This is a genomic window from Bradyrhizobium sp. BR 10261 (genome assembly GCF_019455395.1).
Classification (GTDB): Bacteria; Pseudomonadota; Alphaproteobacteria; order Rhizobiales; family Xanthobacteraceae; genus Bradyrhizobium; species Bradyrhizobium manausense.
Map to the genome: position 1 here is coordinate 268,257 of NZ_JACOFQ010000005.1, position 21,310 is coordinate 289,566.

General features: G+C 64.0%; 25 protein-coding genes. 11 read left to right on the plus strand and 14 right to left on the minus strand.

Going from position 1 to position 21,310, the window contains the following annotated elements:
* Positions 1 to 82: 82 nt before the first annotated feature.
* Both HYH07_RS08090 and HYH07_RS08095 read left to right on the plus strand, forming a co-directional pair.
* The gene (locus HYH07_RS08090; protein WP_220001997.1) at positions 83 to 1,105 is read left to right on the plus strand and encodes an NADP-dependent oxidoreductase; all 1,023 of its coding nucleotides are present in this window, start codon (positions 83 to 85) and stop codon (positions 1,103 to 1,105) included.
* A 193-nt stretch (positions 1,106 to 1,298) separates the two neighbouring features.
* A complete protein-coding gene (locus HYH07_RS08095; RefSeq protein ID WP_220001998.1) occupies positions 1,299 to 1,598 on the plus strand; it encodes a hypothetical protein in 300 nt (99 codons plus the stop codon).
* 9 nt (positions 1,599 to 1,607) lie between these two features.
* Here the strand turns inward: HYH07_RS08095 and HYH07_RS08100 are convergent, their stop codons facing one another.
* The 9 genes from HYH07_RS08100 to HYH07_RS08140 form a co-directional block, all read right to left on the minus strand.
* A complete protein-coding gene (locus HYH07_RS08100) occupies positions 1,608 to 2,672 on the minus strand; it encodes a LacI family DNA-binding transcriptional regulator (protein ID WP_220001999.1) in 1,065 nt (354 codons plus the stop codon).
* Between the two features lie 284 nt (positions 2,673 to 2,956).
* Positions 2,957 to 3,985: a succinylglutamate desuccinylase/aspartoacylase family protein gene (locus tag HYH07_RS08105; protein ID WP_220002000.1), complete on the minus strand. Its 1,029-nt coding sequence runs from the start codon at positions 3,983 to 3,985 to the stop codon at positions 2,957 to 2,959.
* 58 nt (positions 3,986 to 4,043) lie between these two features.
* Positions 4,044 to 4,388, minus strand: a complete 345-nt coding sequence (locus HYH07_RS08110) for a RidA family protein (RefSeq protein WP_220002001.1) — start codon at positions 4,386 to 4,388, stop codon at positions 4,044 to 4,046.
* 52 nt (positions 4,389 to 4,440) lie between these two features.
* On the minus strand, positions 4,441 to 5,238 hold the full coding sequence (locus HYH07_RS08115) for a transporter substrate-binding domain-containing protein (protein WP_220002002.1): 798 nt from the start codon (positions 5,236 to 5,238) through the stop codon (positions 4,441 to 4,443).
* A gap of 47 nt (positions 5,239 to 5,285) precedes the next feature.
* Positions 5,286 to 6,014: an amino acid ABC transporter ATP-binding protein gene (locus HYH07_RS08120; RefSeq protein WP_220002003.1), complete on the minus strand. Its 729-nt coding sequence runs from the start codon at positions 6,012 to 6,014 to the stop codon at positions 5,286 to 5,288.
* Positions 6,001 to 6,651 carry an amino acid ABC transporter permease gene (locus tag HYH07_RS08125; protein ID WP_220002004.1) on the minus strand — a complete coding sequence of 217 codons (651 nt, stop codon included), beginning with the start codon at positions 6,649 to 6,651 and terminating at the stop codon, positions 6,001 to 6,003. Before HYH07_RS08125 ends, HYH07_RS08120 begins: the two co-directional genes overlap by 14 nt.
* Positions 6,652 to 6,661: 10 nt before the next feature.
* On the minus strand, positions 6,662 to 7,321 hold the full coding sequence (locus tag HYH07_RS08130) for an amino acid ABC transporter permease (protein WP_220002005.1): 660 nt from the start codon (positions 7,319 to 7,321) through the stop codon (positions 6,662 to 6,664).
* Positions 7,322 to 7,331: 10 nt separating this feature from the next.
* Positions 7,332 to 8,627 carry an amino acid deaminase gene (locus HYH07_RS08135; protein ID WP_220002006.1) on the minus strand — a complete coding sequence of 432 codons (1,296 nt, stop codon included), beginning with the start codon at positions 8,625 to 8,627 and terminating at the stop codon, positions 7,332 to 7,334.
* 146 nt (positions 8,628 to 8,773) lie between these two features.
* Positions 8,774 to 9,616, minus strand: coding sequence for a metallophosphoesterase (locus HYH07_RS08140; RefSeq protein ID WP_220002031.1), 843 nt, complete (start codon positions 9,614 to 9,616; stop codon positions 8,774 to 8,776).
* A 443-nt stretch (positions 9,617 to 10,059) separates the two neighbouring features.
* On the opposite strand from HYH07_RS08140, the gene HYH07_RS08150 reads away from it, so the two are divergent.
* The gene (locus tag HYH07_RS08150; RefSeq protein WP_057758099.1) at positions 10,060 to 10,482 is read left to right on the plus strand and encodes an MAPEG family protein; all 423 of its coding nucleotides are present in this window, start codon (positions 10,060 to 10,062) and stop codon (positions 10,480 to 10,482) included.
* Positions 10,483 to 10,516: 34 nt separating this feature from the next.
* Entirely contained in the window at positions 10,517 to 11,818 is a 1,302-nt protein-coding gene (locus HYH07_RS08155; protein WP_220002007.1) for an RsmB/NOP family class I SAM-dependent RNA methyltransferase, read from the plus strand.
* Between the two features lie 211 nt (positions 11,819 to 12,029).
* Here HYH07_RS08155 and HYH07_RS08160 read toward each other — a convergent pair whose 3' ends face one another.
* The 3 genes from HYH07_RS08160 to HYH07_RS08170 form a co-directional block, all read right to left on the minus strand.
* Positions 12,030 to 12,239: a cold-shock protein gene (locus tag HYH07_RS08160; RefSeq protein ID WP_027532363.1), complete on the minus strand. Its 210-nt coding sequence runs from the start codon at positions 12,237 to 12,239 to the stop codon at positions 12,030 to 12,032.
* 258 nt (positions 12,240 to 12,497) lie between these two features.
* Positions 12,498 to 12,830 (minus strand): DHCW motif cupin fold protein, encoded by a 333-nt coding sequence (locus tag HYH07_RS08165; protein ID WP_220002008.1) that lies wholly within the window; start codon positions 12,828 to 12,830, stop codon positions 12,498 to 12,500.
* A 184-nt stretch (positions 12,831 to 13,014) separates the two neighbouring features.
* Positions 13,015 to 13,386: a nuclear transport factor 2 family protein gene (locus tag HYH07_RS08170; protein WP_220002009.1), complete on the minus strand. Its 372-nt coding sequence runs from the start codon at positions 13,384 to 13,386 to the stop codon at positions 13,015 to 13,017.
* Between the two features lie 150 nt (positions 13,387 to 13,536).
* On the opposite strand from HYH07_RS08170, the gene guaA reads away from it, so the two are divergent.
* The 3 genes from guaA (at position 13,537) to HYH07_RS08185 (ending at position 17,230) form a co-directional block, all read left to right on the plus strand.
* Positions 13,537 to 15,135 (plus strand): glutamine-hydrolyzing GMP synthase, encoded by a 1,599-nt coding sequence (guaA, locus tag HYH07_RS08175; RefSeq protein ID WP_220002010.1) that lies wholly within the window; start codon positions 13,537 to 13,539, stop codon positions 15,133 to 15,135.
* Positions 15,136 to 15,188: 53 nt separating this feature from the next.
* The gene (locus tag HYH07_RS08180) at positions 15,189 to 16,091 is read left to right on the plus strand and encodes an HNH endonuclease (RefSeq protein ID WP_220002011.1); all 903 of its coding nucleotides are present in this window, start codon (positions 15,189 to 15,191) and stop codon (positions 16,089 to 16,091) included.
* 260 nt (positions 16,092 to 16,351) lie between these two features.
* Complete coding sequence (locus HYH07_RS08185; protein WP_220002032.1) at positions 16,352 to 17,230, plus strand: GyrI-like domain-containing protein; 879 nt, start codon at positions 16,352 to 16,354, stop codon at positions 17,228 to 17,230.
* Between the two features lie 16 nt (positions 17,231 to 17,246).
* Here the strand turns inward: HYH07_RS08185 and HYH07_RS08190 are convergent, their stop codons facing one another.
* Complete coding sequence (locus HYH07_RS08190) at positions 17,247 to 18,218, minus strand: LysR family transcriptional regulator (RefSeq protein ID WP_220002012.1); 972 nt, start codon at positions 18,216 to 18,218, stop codon at positions 17,247 to 17,249.
* Positions 18,219 to 18,339: 121 nt separating this feature from the next.
* On the opposite strand from HYH07_RS08190, the gene HYH07_RS08195 reads away from it, so the two are divergent.
* From HYH07_RS08195 to HYH07_RS08205, 3 genes are read left to right on the plus strand one after another with little or no spacing between them, the layout of a single operon-like run.
* Positions 18,340 to 18,795, plus strand: coding sequence for a hypothetical protein (locus tag HYH07_RS08195; RefSeq protein ID WP_312016652.1), 456 nt, complete (start codon positions 18,340 to 18,342; stop codon positions 18,793 to 18,795).
* Positions 18,796 to 18,822: 27 nt separating this feature from the next.
* The gene (locus HYH07_RS08200) at positions 18,823 to 19,671 is read left to right on the plus strand and encodes an MFS transporter (protein WP_220002013.1); all 849 of its coding nucleotides are present in this window, start codon (positions 18,823 to 18,825) and stop codon (positions 19,669 to 19,671) included.
* A 12-nt stretch (positions 19,672 to 19,683) separates the two neighbouring features.
* The gene (locus tag HYH07_RS08205; protein WP_220002014.1) at positions 19,684 to 20,199 is read left to right on the plus strand and encodes a hypothetical protein; all 516 of its coding nucleotides are present in this window, start codon (positions 19,684 to 19,686) and stop codon (positions 20,197 to 20,199) included.
* 220 nt (positions 20,200 to 20,419) lie between these two features.
* Here the strand turns inward: HYH07_RS08205 and HYH07_RS08210 are convergent, their stop codons facing one another.
* The gene (locus HYH07_RS08210; protein WP_220002015.1) at positions 20,420 to 20,920 is read right to left on the minus strand and encodes a peptide deformylase; all 501 of its coding nucleotides are present in this window, start codon (positions 20,918 to 20,920) and stop codon (positions 20,420 to 20,422) included.
* 77 nt (positions 20,921 to 20,997) lie between these two features.
* On the opposite strand from HYH07_RS08210, the gene HYH07_RS08215 reads away from it, so the two are divergent.
* Positions 20,998 to 21,310 (plus strand): TetR/AcrR family transcriptional regulator (locus HYH07_RS08215; protein WP_220002016.1); only part of this gene is annotated, 313 nt, incomplete at its 3' end.

A 21,310-nucleotide genomic window follows, 5' to 3' on the forward strand; every position in this document is an offset into this window, starting at 1 on the left:
CGGGCGATGACAGCGCGTGTTGGGATTTGCTTCATTCCCGCGCACCTCCTAAATGTCTGCAACAAGCAGTCAGGAGGAAGCCATGTCCCAAGCAAAACGCATCGTTCTCGCCGCGCGTCCCGTCGGTGAACCAAAGCCGTCCGATTTCCGCATCGAGGAATTCGCGGTGACAACGCCCGGCGCTGGCGAGGTCCTGCTGCGCACGATCTGGCTGTCGCTCGATCCCTATATGCGCGGACGCATGAGCGATGGTCCATCCTACGCCGCGCCAGTGCCGGTCGGCGGCGTGATGGAAGGCGAGGCTGTGAGCGAAGTGGCGGCCTCCAACAATCCTGATTTTGCGGTAGGCGACATCGTGCGCGCACGGACTGGCTGGCAGACGCATGCGATCTCGAATGGCAAGGGTCTCATCAAGGTCGATCCCAAGCTTGGTCCGATCTCGACCTCGATCGGCGTGCTCGGCATGCCCGGCATGACCGCCTATACGGGCCTGCTCGACATCGGCAAGCCGCAAGCCGGCGAGACCGTCGTCGTCGCCGGAGCGTCAGGCGCAGTCGGCTCCGCCGTCGGCCAGATCGCCAAGATCAAGGGCGCGCGCGCAGTCGGCATCGCCGGCGGCAAGGACAAGTGCGACTACGTGGTGAAGGAGCTCGGCTTCGACGAGTGTCTCGATCATCGCGAAACCGATTTCCCGGCCAAGCTGAAATTCGCGTGCCCGAAGGGGATCGACGTCTATTTCGAGAATGTCGGCGGAGCCGTGTTCGAGGCGGTGTTTCCGCTGCTCAATCCGTTCGCGCGCGTGCCGGTCTGCGGCCTGATCGCGCATTACAACGACACCGAGGCCAAGCCGCCGAAATGGGCCGCCAGCATGATGCGCGCGACGCTGACCAAGCGGCTGACCTTCCGCGGCTTCATCGTCTCGGATTTCGCCTCGCGCCATGGCGACTTCCTGCGCGACATGTCCGCGTGGGTCCGTGACGGCAAGGTGAAATACAAGGAATTCGTCACCGAGGGCCTGGAGAGTGCTCCCGGCGCCTTCATCGGTCTCCTGAAGGGTGCCAATTTCGGCAAGCAGCTGGTCCGGGTCGGGCCGGACAAGGCGTAAAGCCTGGGCTTTTGGCGTCTCCAGGAGGCTTGGAGCGTCCTGGGGTTGCGCTGGCGCCACACACCAGACGCCGCTGGTTAACGAATAGTTACCGATCGGCCACACCTGCCCGTAAAAGCCGCAAGCTGTGACCGAGGGTTCATTGACGCCGGGGTGAAGGCATTGAATCATCGCGCATATTTAGGGTGCTGCGATGTTAGAGATCGGTATTTTCTGCGTAATCCTGCTGGCTGCTGGCTATTGGGCGGCCATGTATGTCATGGGCCGCCACGACGACGTCATCCACGGCAAGTTCGTGCACAGCGAGGACGAGGGCGACTTCGCCGCTCCGGCAATGCCGACACCTCCTCCGCGTTTTCCCAGTCGTCCAGTCAAGCCAGCCCAGCCAACCAAGATCGCGCAGGCCAATGATCAGACGGCCAAGCCAGTGAGCAGCGATGCGCTGCAGTCGTTGCTGGCTGCGATCCAGCAGGATCTCAGGAGTGTCGCCTGAGCTGCCCGCTCAGACGCTGCCGCGTTCAATCAGGAACAGATCGACGGCCAGCTGCTGCGCGCCGCGCGGTGTGCCTGATAGTCGTGCCAGTAGCAGCTCGCCCGCGATACGACCCACAGCCCCGGCATCGAACGAGATGGTGGTGAGTCCCGGCGTAATCTGATCGGCAACGTCGTTGTCGCCGAAGCCGAGCACGGCGAGATCGCGCGGCACCGAGAGCCCGCGGGCGCGGGCCTCGATCAGCGCGCCGGTTGCGAGCAGATCGTTCGCGCAGAACACGGCATCGACGCGGTCGCCGCGCTCGAGCAGGGCAGTGAACGCGGCGCGGCCGTCGACGAGCCCGGTGATTTCACCGACGCTGATCTCGTGCACAACAGTGAGCCCCAGCTGCGCCGCGGCTGCGCGAAATCCGTCGCGGCGCAGCGCGCCACGGCCGCTGCTGCGGCCGATGAAGGCGACGCGGCGGTGCCCGGCGGTCGCCAGCCTGCGCGCCGCCATCGCGCCGGCATCGGCATTGGGCAGGCCGACCAGCATGTCGATGGGATCGCGCGGATAGGCCCAGGTCTCGATCACGGGAATGCCGAGTTCGGCAAGGGCGGCACGATTCTCTTCGAGCTCGATCACGCCCGTGAACATCACCGCCGCGGGCCTGATGCCGCGCAGCGACTGGATCATCGCGACCTCCTTGACATAGGAGTAGGAGGTTTGGCCGACCAGCACTTCAAAACCCTCCGGCTCGAGCGTTGCGGCGAAGCTGCGCACCGCAAGGCCGAACTGCTGGCTGAGGATGTTGGAGACAAAGGCGACGACCACGTTCGACCGGCCGGAGCGCAGCGCGCGCGCATGCGGGTTGGAGGCATAGCCGGTCGCTTCGATCACTTCGAGGATGCGCTCGCGCGTCTCGCGATTGACCTTTTCGGGGTGGCGCAGCACGCGCGACACCGTGATCGGCGACACGCCTGCGCGCTCCGCGACCTCCTCGATGCGCGGCGGCCGTCCGGTCGCATTGCTGCGGCCGGGCGGCGCCGGAATGCGCACCACATCGTCATAGCTCGGCTTGGCCGGATCGGTCATCGATTTCCTGGAGAGACGTCAGGTTAGAGCATCATGAGATCAGATCGTACTGCAACCGCATCGGCACTCCGCTTCCTCCCCCGCTTGCGGGGGAGGGTTGGGGAGAGGGTATCTCAACGTCGGGATTATCCAAGGTTACGGCCAGAATCCCCTAGAGGAAAAAGCCCTCACCCGGATCGCGCCGGACGATGCTTCGCATCGCCGCGCGCGATCCGACCTCTCCCGCAAGCGGGAGAGGTGCAGCGAGTTCGCGGCGGCACCTGTTCACCTCACTGCGCTCCAGCTCACCGCGCCAGCACCTCGTCGCGAGAGAGGGCGCGGCCGACCTGGGCCAGGCAGTCGCCGCTCTGGCTGTCGGTGTGTAGGCGTTGCGAGATCACGATGCCGTCGGCAGGGAAGCGCAGCATCTCTTCCGCCAGCTCCGGCCGCTCGAAATCATGGTACCAACCAGCGATGTCGCCGGCCTTGACCCGCGCGCCGACGGTGACGGCCGGCTCGAACCAGCCGCGGCGTGTCGCGAACACCGCCTGGGCATGGCTTTGCAGCGCCAGCAATTCGGTGGCGCGCTCGACCGGCGCGTGCGGTCCGAGCACAGGTGCCTGAACCAGGCCGAGTGCGAGCAGGAGGCGGTCGACAGCGCGCGCGGTCAGCGCCATCGTCTGCGGCGTGACGGTGCCGCCGCCGCCGAATTCACCCGAGAGGCCAATCGCGCCGGCGCGCGCGGCAGCTGCCATCGAGGTCGGTGCAGCGGCGCCGTTCTCGGCGACGAAGGCGAAGGGCATGCCAAGCCCTTCCATCAGGCGCAGCGCATGGCCGAACATCTCGGGCGGTCCCTGCCGCTCGATCAATGCGCAGGGCACATGCGCCATCGACGTGCCGCCGGAATGGATGTCGAAGACGACATCATGGCGCGGAAACAGCTCGTGCTCGAGGAAATGCGCGAGGCGAAACGTCGGCGTGCCCCCGGCATCGCCGGGGAAGGCGCGGTTGAGATTGCCCTCGTCGAGCGGCGAGCGGCGGCGCGCCGCCATCACCGCCGGCAGATTGGCGAACGGAAGAATGGTGATCTCGCCCTTGACGGCCGTAACATCGAGCCGGCGATACAGCCGCGTCAGCGTGATCTCGCCTTCATACTCGTCACCATGATTGCCGGCCATCAGCAGCAGCTTTGGGCCGGCACCGTTCTTGATCCGGAAGATCGGGATCTTGAGCTGGAAGTAGGGGGAGCGATCGATCGAGAAGGGAATGCCGAGATGCCCGGACCATTTCTGGTCCTTCTCGAAATCGATCTCGTGGAAAAGTCCGGTATGCATGGGAGGCCTCATGGCCGGGTCGTTGCCGACGCCGGCCGAAGGGTGGAAGGGGCAGCCGTTACAGCAACGCGACCGCGGTCATCTCGACGCGCAGATCCGGATCGGCCAGGCGTGCTTCAACGCAGGCGCGCGCCGGCGGGTTGGCCGGATCGATCCAGGCGTCGTAGACCGAGTTCATGGTGTCGAAGTCGGTGATGTGAGGCAGGAAGACGTTGACCGCGATCAGCCTGGAGCGGTCGGAGCCGGCTTCCTTCAGCAACGCGTCGATCTTGGCGAGCACCTGCTGCGTCTGCGACACGATGCCCGCCTTGCGGTCATCGGCGACTTGACCTGCGATGTGCACCATGCCGCCCGCCGCGACGGCCTGACTCATGCGCGAGCCGACGACATAACGTTTGATCATTTCGAATTCTCCTGAGGGCGGCTCCCGCAGAATCGCGGGAGCCGGTCTGAACTTACAACGTCGGCAGCGTCTGCTCTTCCTTGAACCATTTCAATTGCAGCGCGCCGAGCTTGCCATTGAGCTTGTTGGTGAAGATGTCGGTGTTGATCCAGTTGAGCAGATTTTGCTCGCCCTGGCGCACGCCGACATGGGCGGGCGACTGGCGGATCAGGAATTTGAGCTCGATCTCCTTGGCCGGGTTCTGCTCCTGCGCCTTGATCGCGATGGCGCTGTTCTCGGCGAAGGTGTCGGCCTGTCCCGCCAGGAACGCGGCGAGTGCGGCCGGCGTATCCTCGAAGCGCACCAGCTTCACCTTCGGCGCATTGTCGGTCAGCCAGACGTCGAGCGTCGTGCCCTTGGCGACTGCGACGGTGCGCCCCTCCAGATTGTCGGGTTTCTTGCCGGTGGCAGCGGGAATCGATTTCGCACCGTAGACGCCGAGATTCACCACCGCATAGGGCTGCGAGAACATCACCTGCTGGGCGCGCTCCGGTGTGGCGCCGAGGCCTGCGATCAGCATGTCGATCTTGTCGGACAAGAGGCTCGGAATGCGCGCCGGGCCCGTCACCGGGACAAGCTCCAGCTTCACGCCCATGTCGGCCGCGATCAGCTTGGCGAGATCGGCATCGAGACCTGCGATCTCGCCCTTGTCGTCCTTGAAGCCCCAGGGAGCGGCATCGGTGAGGATACCGACGCGAAGCTTGCCCGCGCCGAGCACGTCCTGGAGCTTGTCGGCCTTGGCAAGGCTTGTCGCAGCGAGGACGGCAAGTGCCGCTGCTACGACCGTGAAGAGGGACTTCCGCTTTCTCATGGCTTTCTCCTGGTGGCGGCACGATGGCCGGATTGGTGAGACGACGTTCATTTCGCCGAACCGATGAAGCTTGCGAGCTCGGGTGTTTCAGGGTTGGCGAACAGCTTTGCCGGCGGGCCCTGTTCCCAGACGCGGCCCTGATGCATGAAGACGATGCGGTTGGCGACGTTGCGGGCAAAGCCCATCTCGTGCGTGACCAGGACCATGGTCATGCCTTGCCTCGCCATCGCCTCCATCACCTTGAGGACTTCGCCGACCAGTTCAGGATCGAGCGCGGAGGTCACCTCGTCGAACAGCATGAGGTGAGGGGCCATGGCCAGGCACCGCGCAATCGCAACGCGCTGCTGCTGGCCGCCGGAGAGCTGCTCCGGCCAGGCGTCGATCTTGTCGGCGAGGCCGACGCGGGTCAGCACGTCCTCGGCGAGTGCGCGGGCCTTCGACTTGTCGATACGGCCGGTGAGCAGGGGAGCCAGCGTAATGTTGCGCTCGACCTTCAGATGCGGAAACAAATTGAAGGCCTGGAATACGATGCCGACGCGCTGACGGAATTTCTTCAGGTCCGGCATCTTGGCGTGGACCCTCTGGCCCTCAACGCGGATCTCGCCAGAATCGACGCTCTCCAGCGCGTTGATGCAGCGGAGCAGCGTCGACTTGCCCGAGCCCGAGCGGCCGATGATGGTGACGATCTCGCCTTCCTCGACGTCGAGCGAGACGCCCTTGAGCACCTCGGTCTTGCCGAATGTCTTGTGCACGTCGCGAATTTCAACGAGAGCCATCGAGGCGGGCCTCCAGGGAGCGGGACCAGAGCGTGAGCGGCAGGCACAGCGCGAAATAGATCGCGGCGACCAGCGCATAGGTAAGCAGCGGTTGGAACGTCGCCGCGCTCACCACTTGCCCGGCGCGGGCGAGCTCGACGAAGCCGAGGATCGAGGCGAGCGAGGTGCCTTTGATCAGTTGCACCAGGAAGCCGACGGTCGGCGGCAGCGACAGGCGCAGCGCCTGTGGCGCGATGATGTGGCGGAATTGCTGCCAGGCGGAGAGGCCGAGGCAGGCACCGGCCTCCCACTGCGCCTGCTTCACGGCCTCGAGCCCGCCGCGCCAGATCTCGCCGAGGAAGGCGGCGGTGTAGAGCGTGTAGGCGATGGTGACCGCGATGATCGCGGGCACCTGGATGCCGAGGAAGACGGGCATGCCGAAATAGAAGAAGAACAACAGCCCGAGCAGCGGCACGCTCTGGATGGTCTGGATCAGCGCCGCCATTATCCAGCGCAGGCCCTTGAAGCGGCTGATGCGACCCATTGCGAGGCCGAGCGCCAGCGGCGCGCCGAAGACAAGCGCAAGCACGACCAGCGCGACGGTCCAGCGCAGGGCCGAAAACAGCGAGACGAAGTCGATGAGGGTGAAGGATCGCATCGCCTGTCCCTCAGCGCCGTCGCGGCCAGCGGAAGGCGGCCGCCGCGATGATCGCGAACAGCGCCTTGAACGCCATCGCCATCGCGAAATAGACCACGCAGATCACCGCGTAGACCTCGAAGCTGCGATAGGTGCGGCTCTCGATGAAGCCGGCGACATGAAACAGTTCGTCGGCCGCGACCTGTGAGGCGAGCGAGGTGCCGAGCAGCAGCAGCACGAACTGGCTGGTCACGGCCGGATAGGCATTGCGCAGTGCCGGCGGCAGCACGATGTGACGAAACACCTGCCAGCCTGACAACCCCAAGCATTGCCCGGCCTCGACCTGGCTGGGCGGAATGGAATCGAGCCCTGCGCGGGTGATCTCGACCGAATAGGCGCCGAAATACAGCGACAGCGCGACCGCAGCGGATTCGAACGCCGGCAGCTTCAGGCCGAAACTCGGCAGCACGAAAAAGATGATGAAGATCTGGATCAGCGAGGGCGTGTTGCGGAACAATTCGATGTAACCGCGCACCATCAAACGTAGCGGCGCGCTGCGCCCCTTCAGCGCGACCGCGCCGGCAACGCCGATCAGGAGCCCGCACAAGGCCGAGATCACCGTCAGCTCGAGAGTGACGATGGCCCCGTCGATGAGCTGGTTCTGATAGCGCCAGAGCGGCAGGAAATTCATCGTAGCGCTCTCAGCCGAACTGGGTGGGAAGGGCGCGCCTCACGACGCCGTCGGCATCGAGGCCGAAGATCACGCGCCAGCGGTCGAGACAGGTGCAGGGATGCGAGATGCCGAAGGCGATGATATCGCCGACCGCGAGCGCACTGTCTGACGCGACGGACAGGAACGCGTGCTGGTCGTTGAGACGCGTGACCGACAGGCGCCCGGCGAGCCCATCCTGTTCGACACCGTCGCGAAAGACGCGCAGGGGAACCGGCAATCCCTGGTCGAAGGAGGCATCGCGCATGCCGAAGCCTGCGATCGCCAGTCCGGCTTCGGGGCGCGACAGCACTTCAGCCCACAGCGTCAGCGCCGGTCGAAAGCTTTGCGCCGCCGAGTGATGCGTACCGTCGATGGAAAGACCGCCGCGCCGGTCGAGCTCGGTGAAGGCGCGGGCATAGATGCCGTGATCGGCAAAGAACAGCGCGCCGGAGCGCAGCACGATGGTGGCGTTGCCATCGGCCTGCGCGCCAGATGCGAGCGCGCGGGCCACGACATCGAAATAGGCGGAGCCGCCGGCGCTGAGGATCAGCGGCAGGCGAGGCGCAGCGGCGCGGACCATGGTGAAGGCCTCGACGGTGCGCTCCATCAGCGCTGCGATCGAGTTCAGGGTTTCGTCGGCATCAGGCGTTGCGACGGCGCCTTCGTAAGCGGCAACGCCGCCAAGCACGAGGCCATCAGCGGCCAGCACCGCGGCCATCGTCGCCTCGACGGCGGCGCGATCGCGCGCGCCGGCGCGGCCTGCGCCGAGCTCGATCAGCACGGACAGCTCGCGCCTGTCGGCAACACGCGCCGCCTCGGCCAGCGTTGCGACCGCCTCAGGTGAATCCGCAAAGGCATGAAGCTCGACATCGGGATAGGCGCTCAGCAGCGCGCCGAGCCGCCGGCCAGCCGCGAGCCCGCCGATCTCGTTGGCGAGCAAGAGGCGCCGCTCGCCATGGCTGAGCAGCACAGCGGCCTGCTGGATGTTCGCAACAGTCGTGCCCCAGGCGCCGGCCTCGCGCAGCGAGCGCGCAAGCTCTGGGGACATCGGCGTCTTGGCGTGCGGGGCAATGACAACGCCGCTGCTCTTGCACCAACGAAGAAAGAGGTCGCGATTGGCGGCGAAGGCGGTCTCATCGAGGGTGAGGGCGGGCAGCGCGAGATCTCCGCGTGAAGGTTGCCAGCCCCGGGTGCCGATGTCGTCGGTGGCAATGCCATCAACCAGCGGAATGCCCCGCGTCGTCGCGGACAGGCGCTGGTTATCCCACCGGGCCAAGAACTGCATCAATCGCCCCCCCTCGCGCGGCTCAAGGCCGCTGGAGAGAACGATATGGGCTAATGACAACGTTGTCATCAGTGAAAATCAAGCATTTTGAGATCAACTTTGGTGCAGTAAGGTAATAAGGTAAGAAAAGATGCTCGCCGGTTGAGCTAGTGGTGGGCGCCGATCTGGGCGAGGACCTCTTCGATATCGATATCAACCTGGCCCGCGGCGCGGACGTGGCAGACTTCAAAACTGTCTGGAGCGAAGCGGTACTCGACAAGGCCGGTTTCCTTGATCGCGATCCGGTCCTGGCGTGAATCGTTGATCTTGAACCCGACAGACGGCGCCCAGACGTGCCTGATGTGGCGGAACGTAAAGTCGCGCCGCTGGTGCACGTGACCGCTGGCGATCAGGCGGAGATCGACGCGCGCGAACATGTCGATCAGCTGCGCGCGCGCCGGCTGCGGCACGTAGCGGATCGAGGTCTCCGGGAGTTCAGGATCGTCGGGGAGGTTGAGAAACAGCGGCTTGTGAATGAACAGCGCGACCGGCCTGCCGTTCACCGCAGCGATCTCCGAGGCGAGCCAGTCGAGCTGCTCGGCCTCGAAGGCGAGCCCTGAATTCATCACCAGCGAGTTGAGGCCGATGAAACGCCAGCCGGCGGCTTCGAACGACCAATGGTCCTCTCCGATGATGTCGCGGAATTGCTGGCGGTGCGCCTCAGTGACCGGTGGCTTCGGTGCGGGCCCGAGTGCAGTCGGGTTGTCGCCGATATCGTGATTGCCGGGGATGTAGCGACAGTCGACGGGCAGGGCGGCGTGCAGGCTCTTCGCGAATTCGACATCGTCGCGGCTGCTCGGCCCGTCGAACGATACATCGCCGGTGTTGATGACGAGATCGGGCCGGCTTGCATCGATGTGCTCGCTGACCGCCTGGAAATTCGCGATCAGACCGGGGAAGTGGCGGCCGAGATGCGTGTCGGAAATCTGCGTGAGGCGAAATTCGGACATGCGCGAACTATCGCGCGCCCAAACGTCGGAACGATGACGCGTGCGCCAAATCCGCGATGAAACAAAGTTTAAAGCACGCGATAACGGATCGAGTAGGCATCCTGCTGCCGCGAGCATCGCCAGTCCGTGCCTGACGACATCGCGCCAGGTGCGGTAGGCGAGCCGGAAATAGACCGCCATCGCCAGCGCGACGGCGAGCGCCGCCGCGACGCCCGACAGCGCCGACATCCAGATGCCGAGCTGGGCGTCGGCGGAATCGGTCCAAAGGCTGGACAGGATGTTCATGGCGGCTCGCCTCGAGGGCCCGCAATGGGGCAAAATCGCTTTAACAATCGGCGGTTGGTCGCGGAATCGAGAACGCCGGTTCAACTCCTTGATTGTCAGCGCGAGAAGTCGCGGCTAATGACGGTCCGCGGCATGCCGCGATCGACGGGAAAGTTCCGATGTCAGTTCAAATGGTCCTGCTGCCTGTTTTCGTGCAGATCGGACTCACCTTCGCGCTCCTGATCGGCATGGTGTTCGGGCGCCGGAAGGCGCTGGTCTCCGGCGAGACCAAGATCCGCGACATCGCGCTGGGCGAGCCGAACTGGCCGAAGGGCGCCACACAAATCGCCAATTGCTACCGCAACCAGTTCGAGCTGCCGGTGCTGTTCTATGCCCTGATCGCGCTGGCGCTGCCGCTGCGCCATGCCGATCTCTTCATCGTGCTGATGTCCTGGGTGTTCGTGGTGAGCCGCTTTGCCCATGCCGGCGTGTTCGTCACCTCGAACGATCTCGGCCGCCGCTCCACGGTCTGGCTCGCCGGCGTGCTCGTGCTGCTGGCGATGTGGATCTACTTCGCACTCAAGATTTTGTTGCTGATCTGACGGTTAGCCGTCGGATCTCACCTGAAAGATTCAAATGACTCCCGCTGCCCGGCTGTCCGCAGCCATTGAAGTGATCGACATCATCGAGAAGGACCGCGTGCCCGCGGCCAAGGCTTTGAAGGAGTGGGGCACCGCGCACCGCTTCGCCGGCTCCGGCGACCGCGCCGCCATTGCCGGCCTGGTCTGGGACGTGCTGCGCCGCTACGCGTCGAGCGCGTTCCTGATGGATTCCGACACCGCGCGTGCGCGCCTGATCGGCATGCTTCGCCTGGAGCGCAACATGGACACCGCCACCATGGCCGCGATGTTCGACGGCAGCCGGTTTGCGCCGGCGCCGCTGACTGAGGCCGAGCAGGCGGCGCTCAGCCATCGCTCCCTCAAGGATGCGCCCGCCGCGACCGCCGGCGACTATCCCGAATGGCTCGATTCCCATCTGGCAAAAGTGTTCGGCGAGGACCGCGCGGCGGAAGCGGTGGCGATGGCGAGCCGGGCGCCGCTGGACCTGCGCGTCAACACGCTAAAATCCAATCGCGACAAGGTGCTGAAGGCGCTTGCTCATCTTCATGCGAACCCGACGCCCTGGTCGCCAAACGGCCTGCGCATCGAGCTTTCGGCGGATGCGCGCAACCCCGGCATCCAGGCGGAAGAGGACTTCATCAAGGGCGGCATTGAAGTGCAGGATGAAGGATCGCAGCTTGCGGCCCTGTTCACCGCGGCAAAGCCGGGCGAGCAGGTGATCGATCTCTGCGCCGGGGCCGGCGGCAAGACGCTGGCGCTCGCCGCCTTGATGCAGGGCAAGGGCCGGCTCATCGCCACCGACCGCGACAAGCGCCAGCTTGCGCCGATCCACGAGCGCCTGTCGCGGGCCGGCGTCCATAATGCCGACGTCCGCGCGCCGAAGGGCGAGGCCGATCCGCTCGCCGACATCAGCGCCACCGCCGACCTCGTCGTCATCGATGCGCCCTGCACGGGAACCGGAACCTGGCGCCGTAACCCCGATGCCAAATGGCGCATGCGGCCGGGTGCGCTCGATATCCGCCTGAAAGATCAGGCCGAGGTGCTCGCGCGGGCAGTTCCGCTGGTGAAGCAGGGTGGCCGTATCGCCTACATCACCTGCTCGGTGCTGACAGAAGAGAACGGCGAGCAGGTGAGGGCCTTCATCGCCCGGCATCCGGAGTTTGCGGTTGTGCCGCCGGAGCAGACCGCAAGCGTGCTCTGGGACAAGGCCGAGGCGTTTGCAGAGGCCGCGCTGCAATCGCCTGAGGGCTGGCTGATGACGCCAAGGCGCACCGGGACGGATGGGTTCTTCGTGTCCGTTCTGAAAAAGGTCGGCTGATCCGTTCCGCCGTCATTCCGGCGCGCGACGAAGGCGCGAACCCGGAATCCATCGGGCGGCGCATTCTGCGGATCAATGGATTCCGGGCTCTCGCTTCGCGAGCCCCGGAATGACAGCGCAAACAAAAACCCCGCGAACCGGATCCCGGCCGCGGGGCTTCTTGTCTCAACACTCTGCCGGTACGTCCGTGGTCAGAGCGTCAGCGCGGCGACTAGCCGGCGCGGAGGTTGTCGGCCGAGGACTTGCCGCTGCGGCGGTCCGCGACGATATCGAACGAAACCTTCTGGCCCTCGTTGAGGGTCGACAGGCCAGCGCGCTCGACGGCGCTGATGTGAACGAAGACGTCCTTTGCGCCGTCATCCGGCTGGATGAAGCCAAAGCCCTTTTGGTTGTTGAACCACTTCACGGTGCCCATTGCCATAGTCATTTCCTTTCAATTGACGATGCACTCAGGGGGACTGAAGCGCGAATCGTCGCGCCCTTCGTCCCGATTGGTCGATTTTTGGAGAAATACCTGAAACGTGCTCGCCCATTGGAAATGAGGCGTCGCGGCCCAGTCGTTCGGCCAAGGATCGATGGTTCACAATCTAGCGAAATAATGGGGCCAGAGCAAGGCAGTGCCCGCGGACAGCGAGCCGCCAACGCTTTGCTATTTTGCGCTGCACACGGCGAGGTTCCGTCAATCCACGATGAAGAGCGTCGCGCCCACTGATGTCGACGAGCGGTGCGCGGCATCGCCGAAATCCGAGACCTGGTAGCTCATCCCCGGCGTCAGCTTGAACTTGCGCCCGTCCTGCAACTCGCTGTCGAGCTCGCCTGCGAGCACATAGAGCACGTGCCCACGATCGCACCAATGATCGGCGAGATAGCCCGGCGAATACTCCACCATCCGCACGCGGAGATCGCCAATGTTCAGCGTGCGCCACAGCGCGTGCCCAGTCTCGCCGGGGTGCCTGGTGGCTTCGACCTTGCTCCAGTCGGTGACGGTGAAGGGCGAGGTGGGCAGTTTCATGGGGAGGATCCTGTTTTGATGCCGGCGGTCGCAGTTTTAGCCAACGCTCGCGCCTCAGTCGCGCTGTCATCGCCCGACTTGATCGGGCGATCCGGTACTCCGAGGCAGCCGTGATTCATTGAGAAGCCGCGGCGTACTGGATTCCCCGCTTTCGCAGGGAATGACAGCGGTGGGTGGGGTCCCCTCAATGCGGCAGATGGTTCGCCGATCCCTGCACGATCAGCCCCGCATCATTCACCCGCAGATACTCGCAGATCTTCTTGCCGCGCTCGTTCTGGTAAAACACCACCACGCTGTCCGGGCTGACGAACAATTCGATCAGCGAGAAGTGCAGCTCCGGCAGCAGCGCGAGCGCCTTGCTCCAATAGGCGCGCAACGCGTCCTTGCCGCGCACGGTGCCGCTGGCATCGAACCCCATCGCGGGGATGCGGTCCGAGGTCATCAATGTGGCATCGTCATAGAGCGCGAGCACGCGCTCGAGATCGCGCGCGTTCCAGGCCTCGACCCAGGTGCGGCCGAGCGCGGCGAGCGTTGCTGGTTGATGAAATCTAGACATGGCGTTCTCCCTGATTGGCCCCGCTTCCTGGTCGGGGGCAAATTAGGTCAATAATACTTACCTATATCCATTTGTCCATGCCCAAAGAAGCATGTGGGCGCGCGCAGACGCGCGGTTGCGGGCCGGGGGCTCATCGCGTATTGGCTTGCCATGACAGCAGCACAGAACGACCGCTCCGCGTCGACGCCCTCGGTGGCCTCGGCGCACGACAAGATTCTCATCGTCGACTTCGGCAGCCAGGTGACGCAGCTGATTGCGCGTCGCGTGCGCGAGGACGGCGTCTATTGCGAGATCGTCCCGTTCAACAAGGCGGACGCCGCCTTCAAGGAGATGAAGCCGAAAGCGGTGATCCTCTCCGGCGGGCCAGAGTCGGTGCATGAGGCCGGCTCGCCCCGCGCCCCGCAAGCGATCTTCGCCTCCGGCGTGCCGGTGATGGGCATCTGCTATGGTCAGATGACCATGGCGGCCCAGCTCGGCGGCGAGGTGGAGGGCGGCCATCACCGCGAATTCGGCCGCGCCGACGTCGAGGTCAAGGCCGACAGCAAGCTGTTCGAGGACGTCTGGACATCAGGCAGCAAGAACCAGGTCTGGATGAGCCATGGCGACCGCATCACCAAGATGCCGCCGGGCTTCTCCGTTGCCGGCACCTCGCCGAATGCGCCCTTCGCGATCATCCAGGACGAGACGCGCAAATATTACGGTCTGATGTTCCACCCCGAAGTGGTGCACACGCCCGACGGCGCCAAGCTGATCCGCAATTTCGTCCGCAAGATCGCCGGCCTCACCGGCGACTGGACCATGCGCGCCTTCCGCGAGGAGGAGATCGCCAAAATCCGCCAGCAGGTCGGCAAGGGCAAGGTGATCTGCGGCCTCTCCGGCGGCGTCGATTCCGCCGTTGCGGCGGTGCTGATCCACGAAGCCATCGGCGACCAGCTCACCTGCGTGTTCGTCGATCATGGCCTGCTGCGCCTTGACGAGGCCAAGACCGTCGTCGACCTGTTCCGCCACCACTACAACATCCCGCTCGTGCACGTGGACGCGTCCAAGCAATTTTTGGGCGAGCTCGAAGGCGTCACCGATCCGGAAACCAAGCGCAAGACCATCGGCCGTCTCTTCATCGAGGTATTCGAGCAGGAGGCCAGGAAGATCGGCGGCGCCGACTTCCTCGCACAAGGCACGCTCTATCCCGACGTGATCGAGAGCGTCTCCTTCACCGGCGGCCCCTCAGTCACCATCAAGTCGCACCACAATGTCGGCGGCCTGCCCGAGCGCATGAACATGAAGCTCGTCGAGCCTCTGCGCGAGCTGTTCAAGGACGAGGTCCGCAAGTTAGGGCGCGAATTGGGCCTGCCCGAAATCTTCGTCGGCCGCCACCCGTTCCCGGGCCCGGGCCTTGCCATCCGCTGCCCCGGCGAGATCACGAAAGACAAGCTCGACATCCTGCGCAAGGCCGATGCCGTCTACATCGACCAGATCCGCAAGCACGGTCTCTACGACGAGATCTGGCAAGCCTTCGCCGTGCTGCTCCCCGTCAAGACCGTCGGCGTCATGGGCGACGGCCGCACCTACGATTATGTCGTGGGCCTGCGCGCCGTCACCTCCACCGATGGCATGACCGCGGACTTCTACCAGTTCGACATGAAGTTTCTGGGCGAGACCGCGACGCGTATCATCAACGAGGTGAAGGGCGTGAACCGGGTGGTGTATGACGTGACCAGCAAGCCGCCGGGGACGATTGAGTGGGAGTAGGTTCAGTGCCTGTTGAATCCCTAGCGCTTCGTAGAGACGTCGCCGCGTAGATCATGGGATTTGGGGTATTCATCCATCGATCGGACTCGATCTATGATGACAGCCCTGCTGAACGATATCAGTTTCCCAGTCAGTATCTCCGCCGCGTTGAAGCCTGCGTTGGCGATTGGATAATCTACTACGAGCCGAGCAAGGTGGCCGAGACACGCGGCTACTTTGCGATTGCCCGGGTTCAGCGAGTTGTTCCCGATCCCGGTGCTTCGGGAATGTATCTCGCGCTGATCGAGCCCGGGACTTATCTCGATTTTGCCAATCCTGTCTCTTTCAACGGGCCAGCTGGTCCTGTGGAAAGCGGTGTCCTGAACGACCAGGGGCGAATTTCTGGCCGCGCTCAGTCGGCAGTCCGCCCAATCTCTCCCGAAGATTTCAACAGAATATTCGAACTTGGTTTTGCGGAAGAGGCGCCGCTGCTGCCCCGTCTTGATACTGATGTTCGGTTGGCTCAACTCGATGAAAGAGAGCAGGCGCCTTTCATATTCGAGCAGCAAAGGGATCGCGTCAGCCTTACCGTATCCAGAGTTCTGCGCGATCGCGTATTTCGCCGGGTTGTGCTGCGTGCCTATGATGAGCGCTGCGCCATTACCGGATTGAAGCTTATCAACGGAATGGGGCGCGCAGAAGTTGCGGCGGCGCACATTCGGCCTGTGGAGGCAAACGGGCCGGACATCGTTAGCAACGGGATCGCTCTCTCAGGTACGGCTCATTGGATGTTCGACCGTGGTTTGATCAGCCTGGCAGATGATCTCGAAATACTGATATCGCGTCAGACAAACGATCTGGAGGAAGTCCGATCGGTCATCAATAAGAGCGGTCGTGCTCTTGAGCCAAGAAGGCCGTCGGATCGACCTCATCCGCACTTCTTGAAATGGCACCGCGAGAACTGCTTCAAGCAATGAGTCGGATTGATGGGTATCGCTTTGCTCTAGTAGCGGAGGGGTTGCATGGGTGAGGACGACAAGAAGCTCGTAGGGCGGATTAGCCGCAAGGCGTAATCTGCCATCTCTCTTCCCGCCTCGCTGATGGATGGCGGATTACGCTTCGCTAATCCGCCCTACGGCACCGGCGGATGCCGCGACAGTGTGCTCAAAACCGCAAGATCGGTCGAGCGCCTCGCGGCCACTCCGGCCTAACTCATGCCGCCACGAAAGGAATGACGATGACGGCGGCGCTGCGAAACTATCAGGACCGGATGCGGCGGGTGCTGGACTATATCGACCGGCATCTCGACGCTGATCTGGACCTGGAAACACTGAGCGGCGTTGCCGCGTTCTCGCGGTTTCATTTCCATCGGCAGTTCACGGCGATCTTCGGATTGTCCGTGCATCGCTATGTCCAGCTGGCCCGCATGAAGCGCGCGTCCTACCTGCTGGCCTATAGTGACGCTGACAGCGTCACCGACATCGCGATGGATGCCGGTTACGATGCACCTGACGCCTTCGCCCGCGCCTTTCGGCAACGGTTCGGGCAATCGCCGTCGTCGTTCCGCAACTCTCCCGAATGGGAGTCGTGGCTTGCGGCCTTCGGGCCTTTCGAAGTTGCGAGGAGCAAGCTTATGAGGACCTTTACCACCGACGACGTGACGATCCGCGACGTTTCTCCCACAAGGGTGGCGATCATGGAGCATCGGGGCGACCCGGCAAGGCTCGGCGACACCGTCAGGCGATTCATCGCCTGGCGCAAGGCCGCCGGGCTGCATCCCAGGACAAATCCGACCTTCACTGTCTGGCGCTCCGAACGGCGCCCTTCCCTGCCGGCCGCTTACAGCACGGACCTTTGCGTCGGGACCGACCAGCCGATCGAGGCGAACGGTGAAGAAATCAGGGTGGGCGAGATTCCCGGCGGACGCTGCGCTGTGCTCCGCGTCGTCGGCTACACCGACAATCTGGAGCCCGCCGCGCTCTATCTTTATCGCGACTGGCTTCCGTCGAGCGGCGAGGAGGCGCGCGACTTCCCGATCTATTGCCAGCGGCTGAGCTTCTTCCCTGATGTGCCGGAGCACGAGACTGAAGCCGACGTGTTTCTGCCGCTGAAATAGCGCGCGCTTCCCCGCGTCAGCGCCGTTTCGTCCCGCGCGATCGCCTGTCATCAACGCGGTCGGGTGTTTTTCCGGCCGCGACCGGGCGGCTCTTTACATGATCGATGAAGGCCCGCAGCTTCGGCATCATCTGATGGCGGCTGGGATAATAGAGAAACACGCCGGGGGTCGTTGGCGCGAACGATTTCAGGACCTGCACCAGCTTTCCCGTCTTCACCAGATTTGCGGCGATCGGCGCGGGGACTTGCGCAAGGCCCATGCCTTCCACGGCTGCGCCAAGCATGGTGGGAAAATCGTGCGCGATCAGTGGTCCCGAGACGATCGCCTCGACGCTCTTGTTGCCATCGACAAAGGACCAGGGCGCGATCGATCCGTTGCTGCGGCGAATGCGCAAGCAGGCGTGCTGGCGCAAATCGTCGATCCGTTCGGGCCGCTTGTGCCGGCGCAGATAGTCGGGGCTGCCGACCACCACAAACGGGAAGGGCGGCGTCAGCCGGACCGCGACCATGTCGGAGGCGACGAACTGGCCCATCCGCACGCCGGCGTCAAACCCTTTGGCCGCGAGGTCGACCAATTCCTCGCCTGCGGAGATCTCCACCTCGACCTCGGGATAAGCCTGGCAGAAGGATGCGATCAACGGCTCCAGCAGGATCGGCACCACCGCGCGCGGCACGGTGAGGCGCAACAATCCTGATGGCCGCTGTCCAAGATCGCGCGCAACGTTGCTTGCGGCAAGGAGCTCCTCGAAAGCGGGTTTTGCACGCGAAAGGAACTGCGCGCCGGCCTCGGTGAGGCCGACGCTGCGTGTCGTGCGGATGAACAAGGCTGCGCCGACACGCGCCTCCAGCGTACGGATCGCCTGGCTGATGGCCGAGGGCGTCACGCCGAGGTCTGCGGCTGCCCGGCGGAAATTGCGGTGCTGGGCGACGCTCAGGAACGCTTCCACCCCATCGAGCGCGCCTTGCCTGACTGTGAAGTTCTGCTTCATAGCCCGTCAACATTATCCGGAATAGTCGCTGGCGACAATCGATCGTATCTCTGGCTCGCAGATCAGGAGCATCGCTGATGGCGGACATTTGCGACATCAACGTCATCTCGGAGAAGCCGAGGTGACCATCGTGCTCCGGGAGACGAGACCGATGAAGTTGAAGCGTAAACTTGTCGTCATGCTCACCTTAACCCTGATGGGAGCGACTTCCATGACCGATCCATCCGTTGCCCAGGCGCAATCCGCCCCACAAGCCTTCTCGCCCACGATCACCGGCGTGATGGTCATCCTGACCGCGAAAGCCGGCGTCACGCGCGAGCAGGTCATGGCGGTCATGCCGGCTGAAATCCAGGAGACCGTGCAGCTCTATCTCGGCGGGAAAATTCGCGATTTCTATTCGCGTGGCGATGGACGCGGCGTTGTTTTCTTCATCGACGTCAGGGATGTCGCCGCGGCGAAGGCGATCATGGAAGACCTCCCATTGGCCAAGCAGGATCTGATGGACCACGAATACATCGCCATCGGTCCGCTTCTGCCGCTGCGGCTGCTGATGGCCAGTCCCGAGCGTCGGCAATAACAGCGAGACCCGGATGGAGGACCGCCGATGACATCGGAAGCTGCTTCCGCTGCGATCGTCCCGCCGCTTCGCGCCCGGGACAGCCTGCTCTGGACCGTCCCGCTCACGGCACTGTGGACCTGGTTGCTCTACGCGCAACCCGTGCTTCTGCAGAGCGGGCTTCCAGCCCTGGCAGCCCGGCTGGCGACCTATGGACTGATCGGGCTCGGCACCTGGCTCGGCCTCGAACGCACCGACCTGACGCCGGCCCAGCGGCGCACGACCTGGCTCGCGATCATGGTGCCCTTCACGCTATGGGCTGCCGTCGCCTGGTCTGCGGCGATCAACGGTGTCTTTCGCACGGGCTATTCTCAACTGCCGTTGCTGCCAGCGGCGATCTTCTTGCCGGTCGTCATCGGCGCTGCGCTGTTGCTGTTGTCGAAGCGGGTGGGGCAGTTGCTCGATGCCATGCCGACGAATTGGCTGGTCGCCCTGCAGCTTTATCGAATCGTCGGCAGCCAATGGCTCGCGCACTGGCTGCTTGGGCAGCTGCCCGGCCTGTGGGCGCTGCCGGCAGGAACCGGCGATGTGCTGACCGGGCTGTTCGCCGTGCCGGCGGCAATGGCCTTGGCATCAGGGACGGCTGAGGGGCGTAAACCGGCGATCCTCTGGAACCTCTTCGGCATCGCAGACTTCGTCGTCGCGATCACCTTGGGGATGATCATCACGCCCGGCCCGTTCCAGCTGATCTTTCCGGAAGGCCCGAACGTCGGACTGGACAATTATCCAAATGTGCTGACCCCGGCTTTCGTGGTGCCGAGCTCGATCCTGCTGCACGCCCTGTCGTTGCGCCAGCTGCGGCGCCGCAGCCGCAGCGGGGCCAATGTCGCGATCTGATCGGAGGCCAAAATGACGACAGAAACTCTGTTCCGGACCCATCTCATCCTTGGTTATGTCGCCTGGCTGCTTTGCTTCGGCGCGTATCTCTGGCCCCGGCTCAAGGTGATGGACAGGCTCCAGACGCACCGCGCCATCGCCACGCTGCACAGCTTCCGCTTCTTCGGGCTCGTCTTCATCCTTCCCGGCGTCGTGAGCCCGGATCTGCCGGCAAGCTTTGCCACCTTTGCCGCCTGGGGCGACTTCGCCACCGGGGTGCTCGCCATGCTGGCGCTTCTCACGGTGAGGATACGCGCGCTGTTCTGGCTGTTCGTCGTCGCCTTCAATCTGGTCGGCGTGATCGACCTCATCGTCGATTACTACGACGCCATCCAGGTCGGTCTTCCCGCGCATGCGGAATGGCTTGCTTCGACCTATGCGATCCCGATCATCTACGTGCCGCTGCTGATGATCACGCATATCACCGCATTCTACTTTCTGGCACGCCCTCGGGTCCGTGCCGATGCCGTGGCGCTGGCCGGGGCTTGAGCCGAAGCCGGCGCTTGCCGGCGTTTCACCCGCGCGACATCTTCTCGAACTTCTTCACCAGCCGCTCGTGCTTCAACCGTGACAGAGATGCGTAGGGTGGATTAGCCGGCGGCTGCGCAAGGCGCAGTCGATGGCGTAATCCACCATTCGCAAAGCCGTGCTTGGATTGGTGGATTACGCCGAGCAGATGCGCTTAGCGCATCTGCATGGCTAATCCACCCTACGAAGTTCGCGACATCTTCTCGAACTTCTTCACGAGCCGCTCGCGCTTCAATCGTGACAGCCGCTGGATCCAGAATATCCCGTCGAGCTGATCAATCTCATGCTGGTGGCAGACGGCGCGCAAAGCCTCCGATTCCTCGGTCTGCGGGATGCCGTCGAGATCCCAATAATTGATCCGCACGCGCGCGTGGCGCTGCACCTCGTCATTGACGCCGGGCATCGAGACGCTGCCTTCGAGATGCATGATCATCTCGGGCGAGGCCCAGGCGATCGCGGGATTGACGTAAGTCTGCGGCCCCGCCTTGGCGTCGAGCTCAAGTACCACGACGCGCAGAGGCACGCCGATATGCGGCGCCGTGATGCCGATCCCGGGCGCGGCGCGCATGGTGTCGAGCAAATCCGCTGCAAGCTCGCGCAAGCCGTCGTCGAAAGCGGTGACGGGGCGGGCGGGCATGGCGAGCCGGCGGTCGGGGTAGCGGACGATCGGGCGAAGGGTCATTCAAGGCTCCTACCACTCACGGATGGTTGAAGCATCCCGTTCTTGATGATCTACCAACTAGAAGGTAGCTAACTCCCATGACCAACCCTTCATCTACCGCCGACGACATTCTGGCCTGCGCCCGCACCCTGATCATCGCGGGCGGTTATAACGGCTTCAGCTATGCCGATGTCGCCGAAGTCGTCGGCATCCGCAAGCCGAGCATCCACCATCACTTTGCCAGCAAGGTCGATCTGGTCCGCACCCTGGTGTCACGCTATCGCGCGGAGGCCGAGGCGGGACTGGCGGCGCTCGAGCGCAATGTTACGGACCCTCGCGACCAGCTCAAAAGCTATGTCGAGTACTGGGCGGCGTGCATCAGCGATGCGACGGCACCCTTCTGCGTCTGTG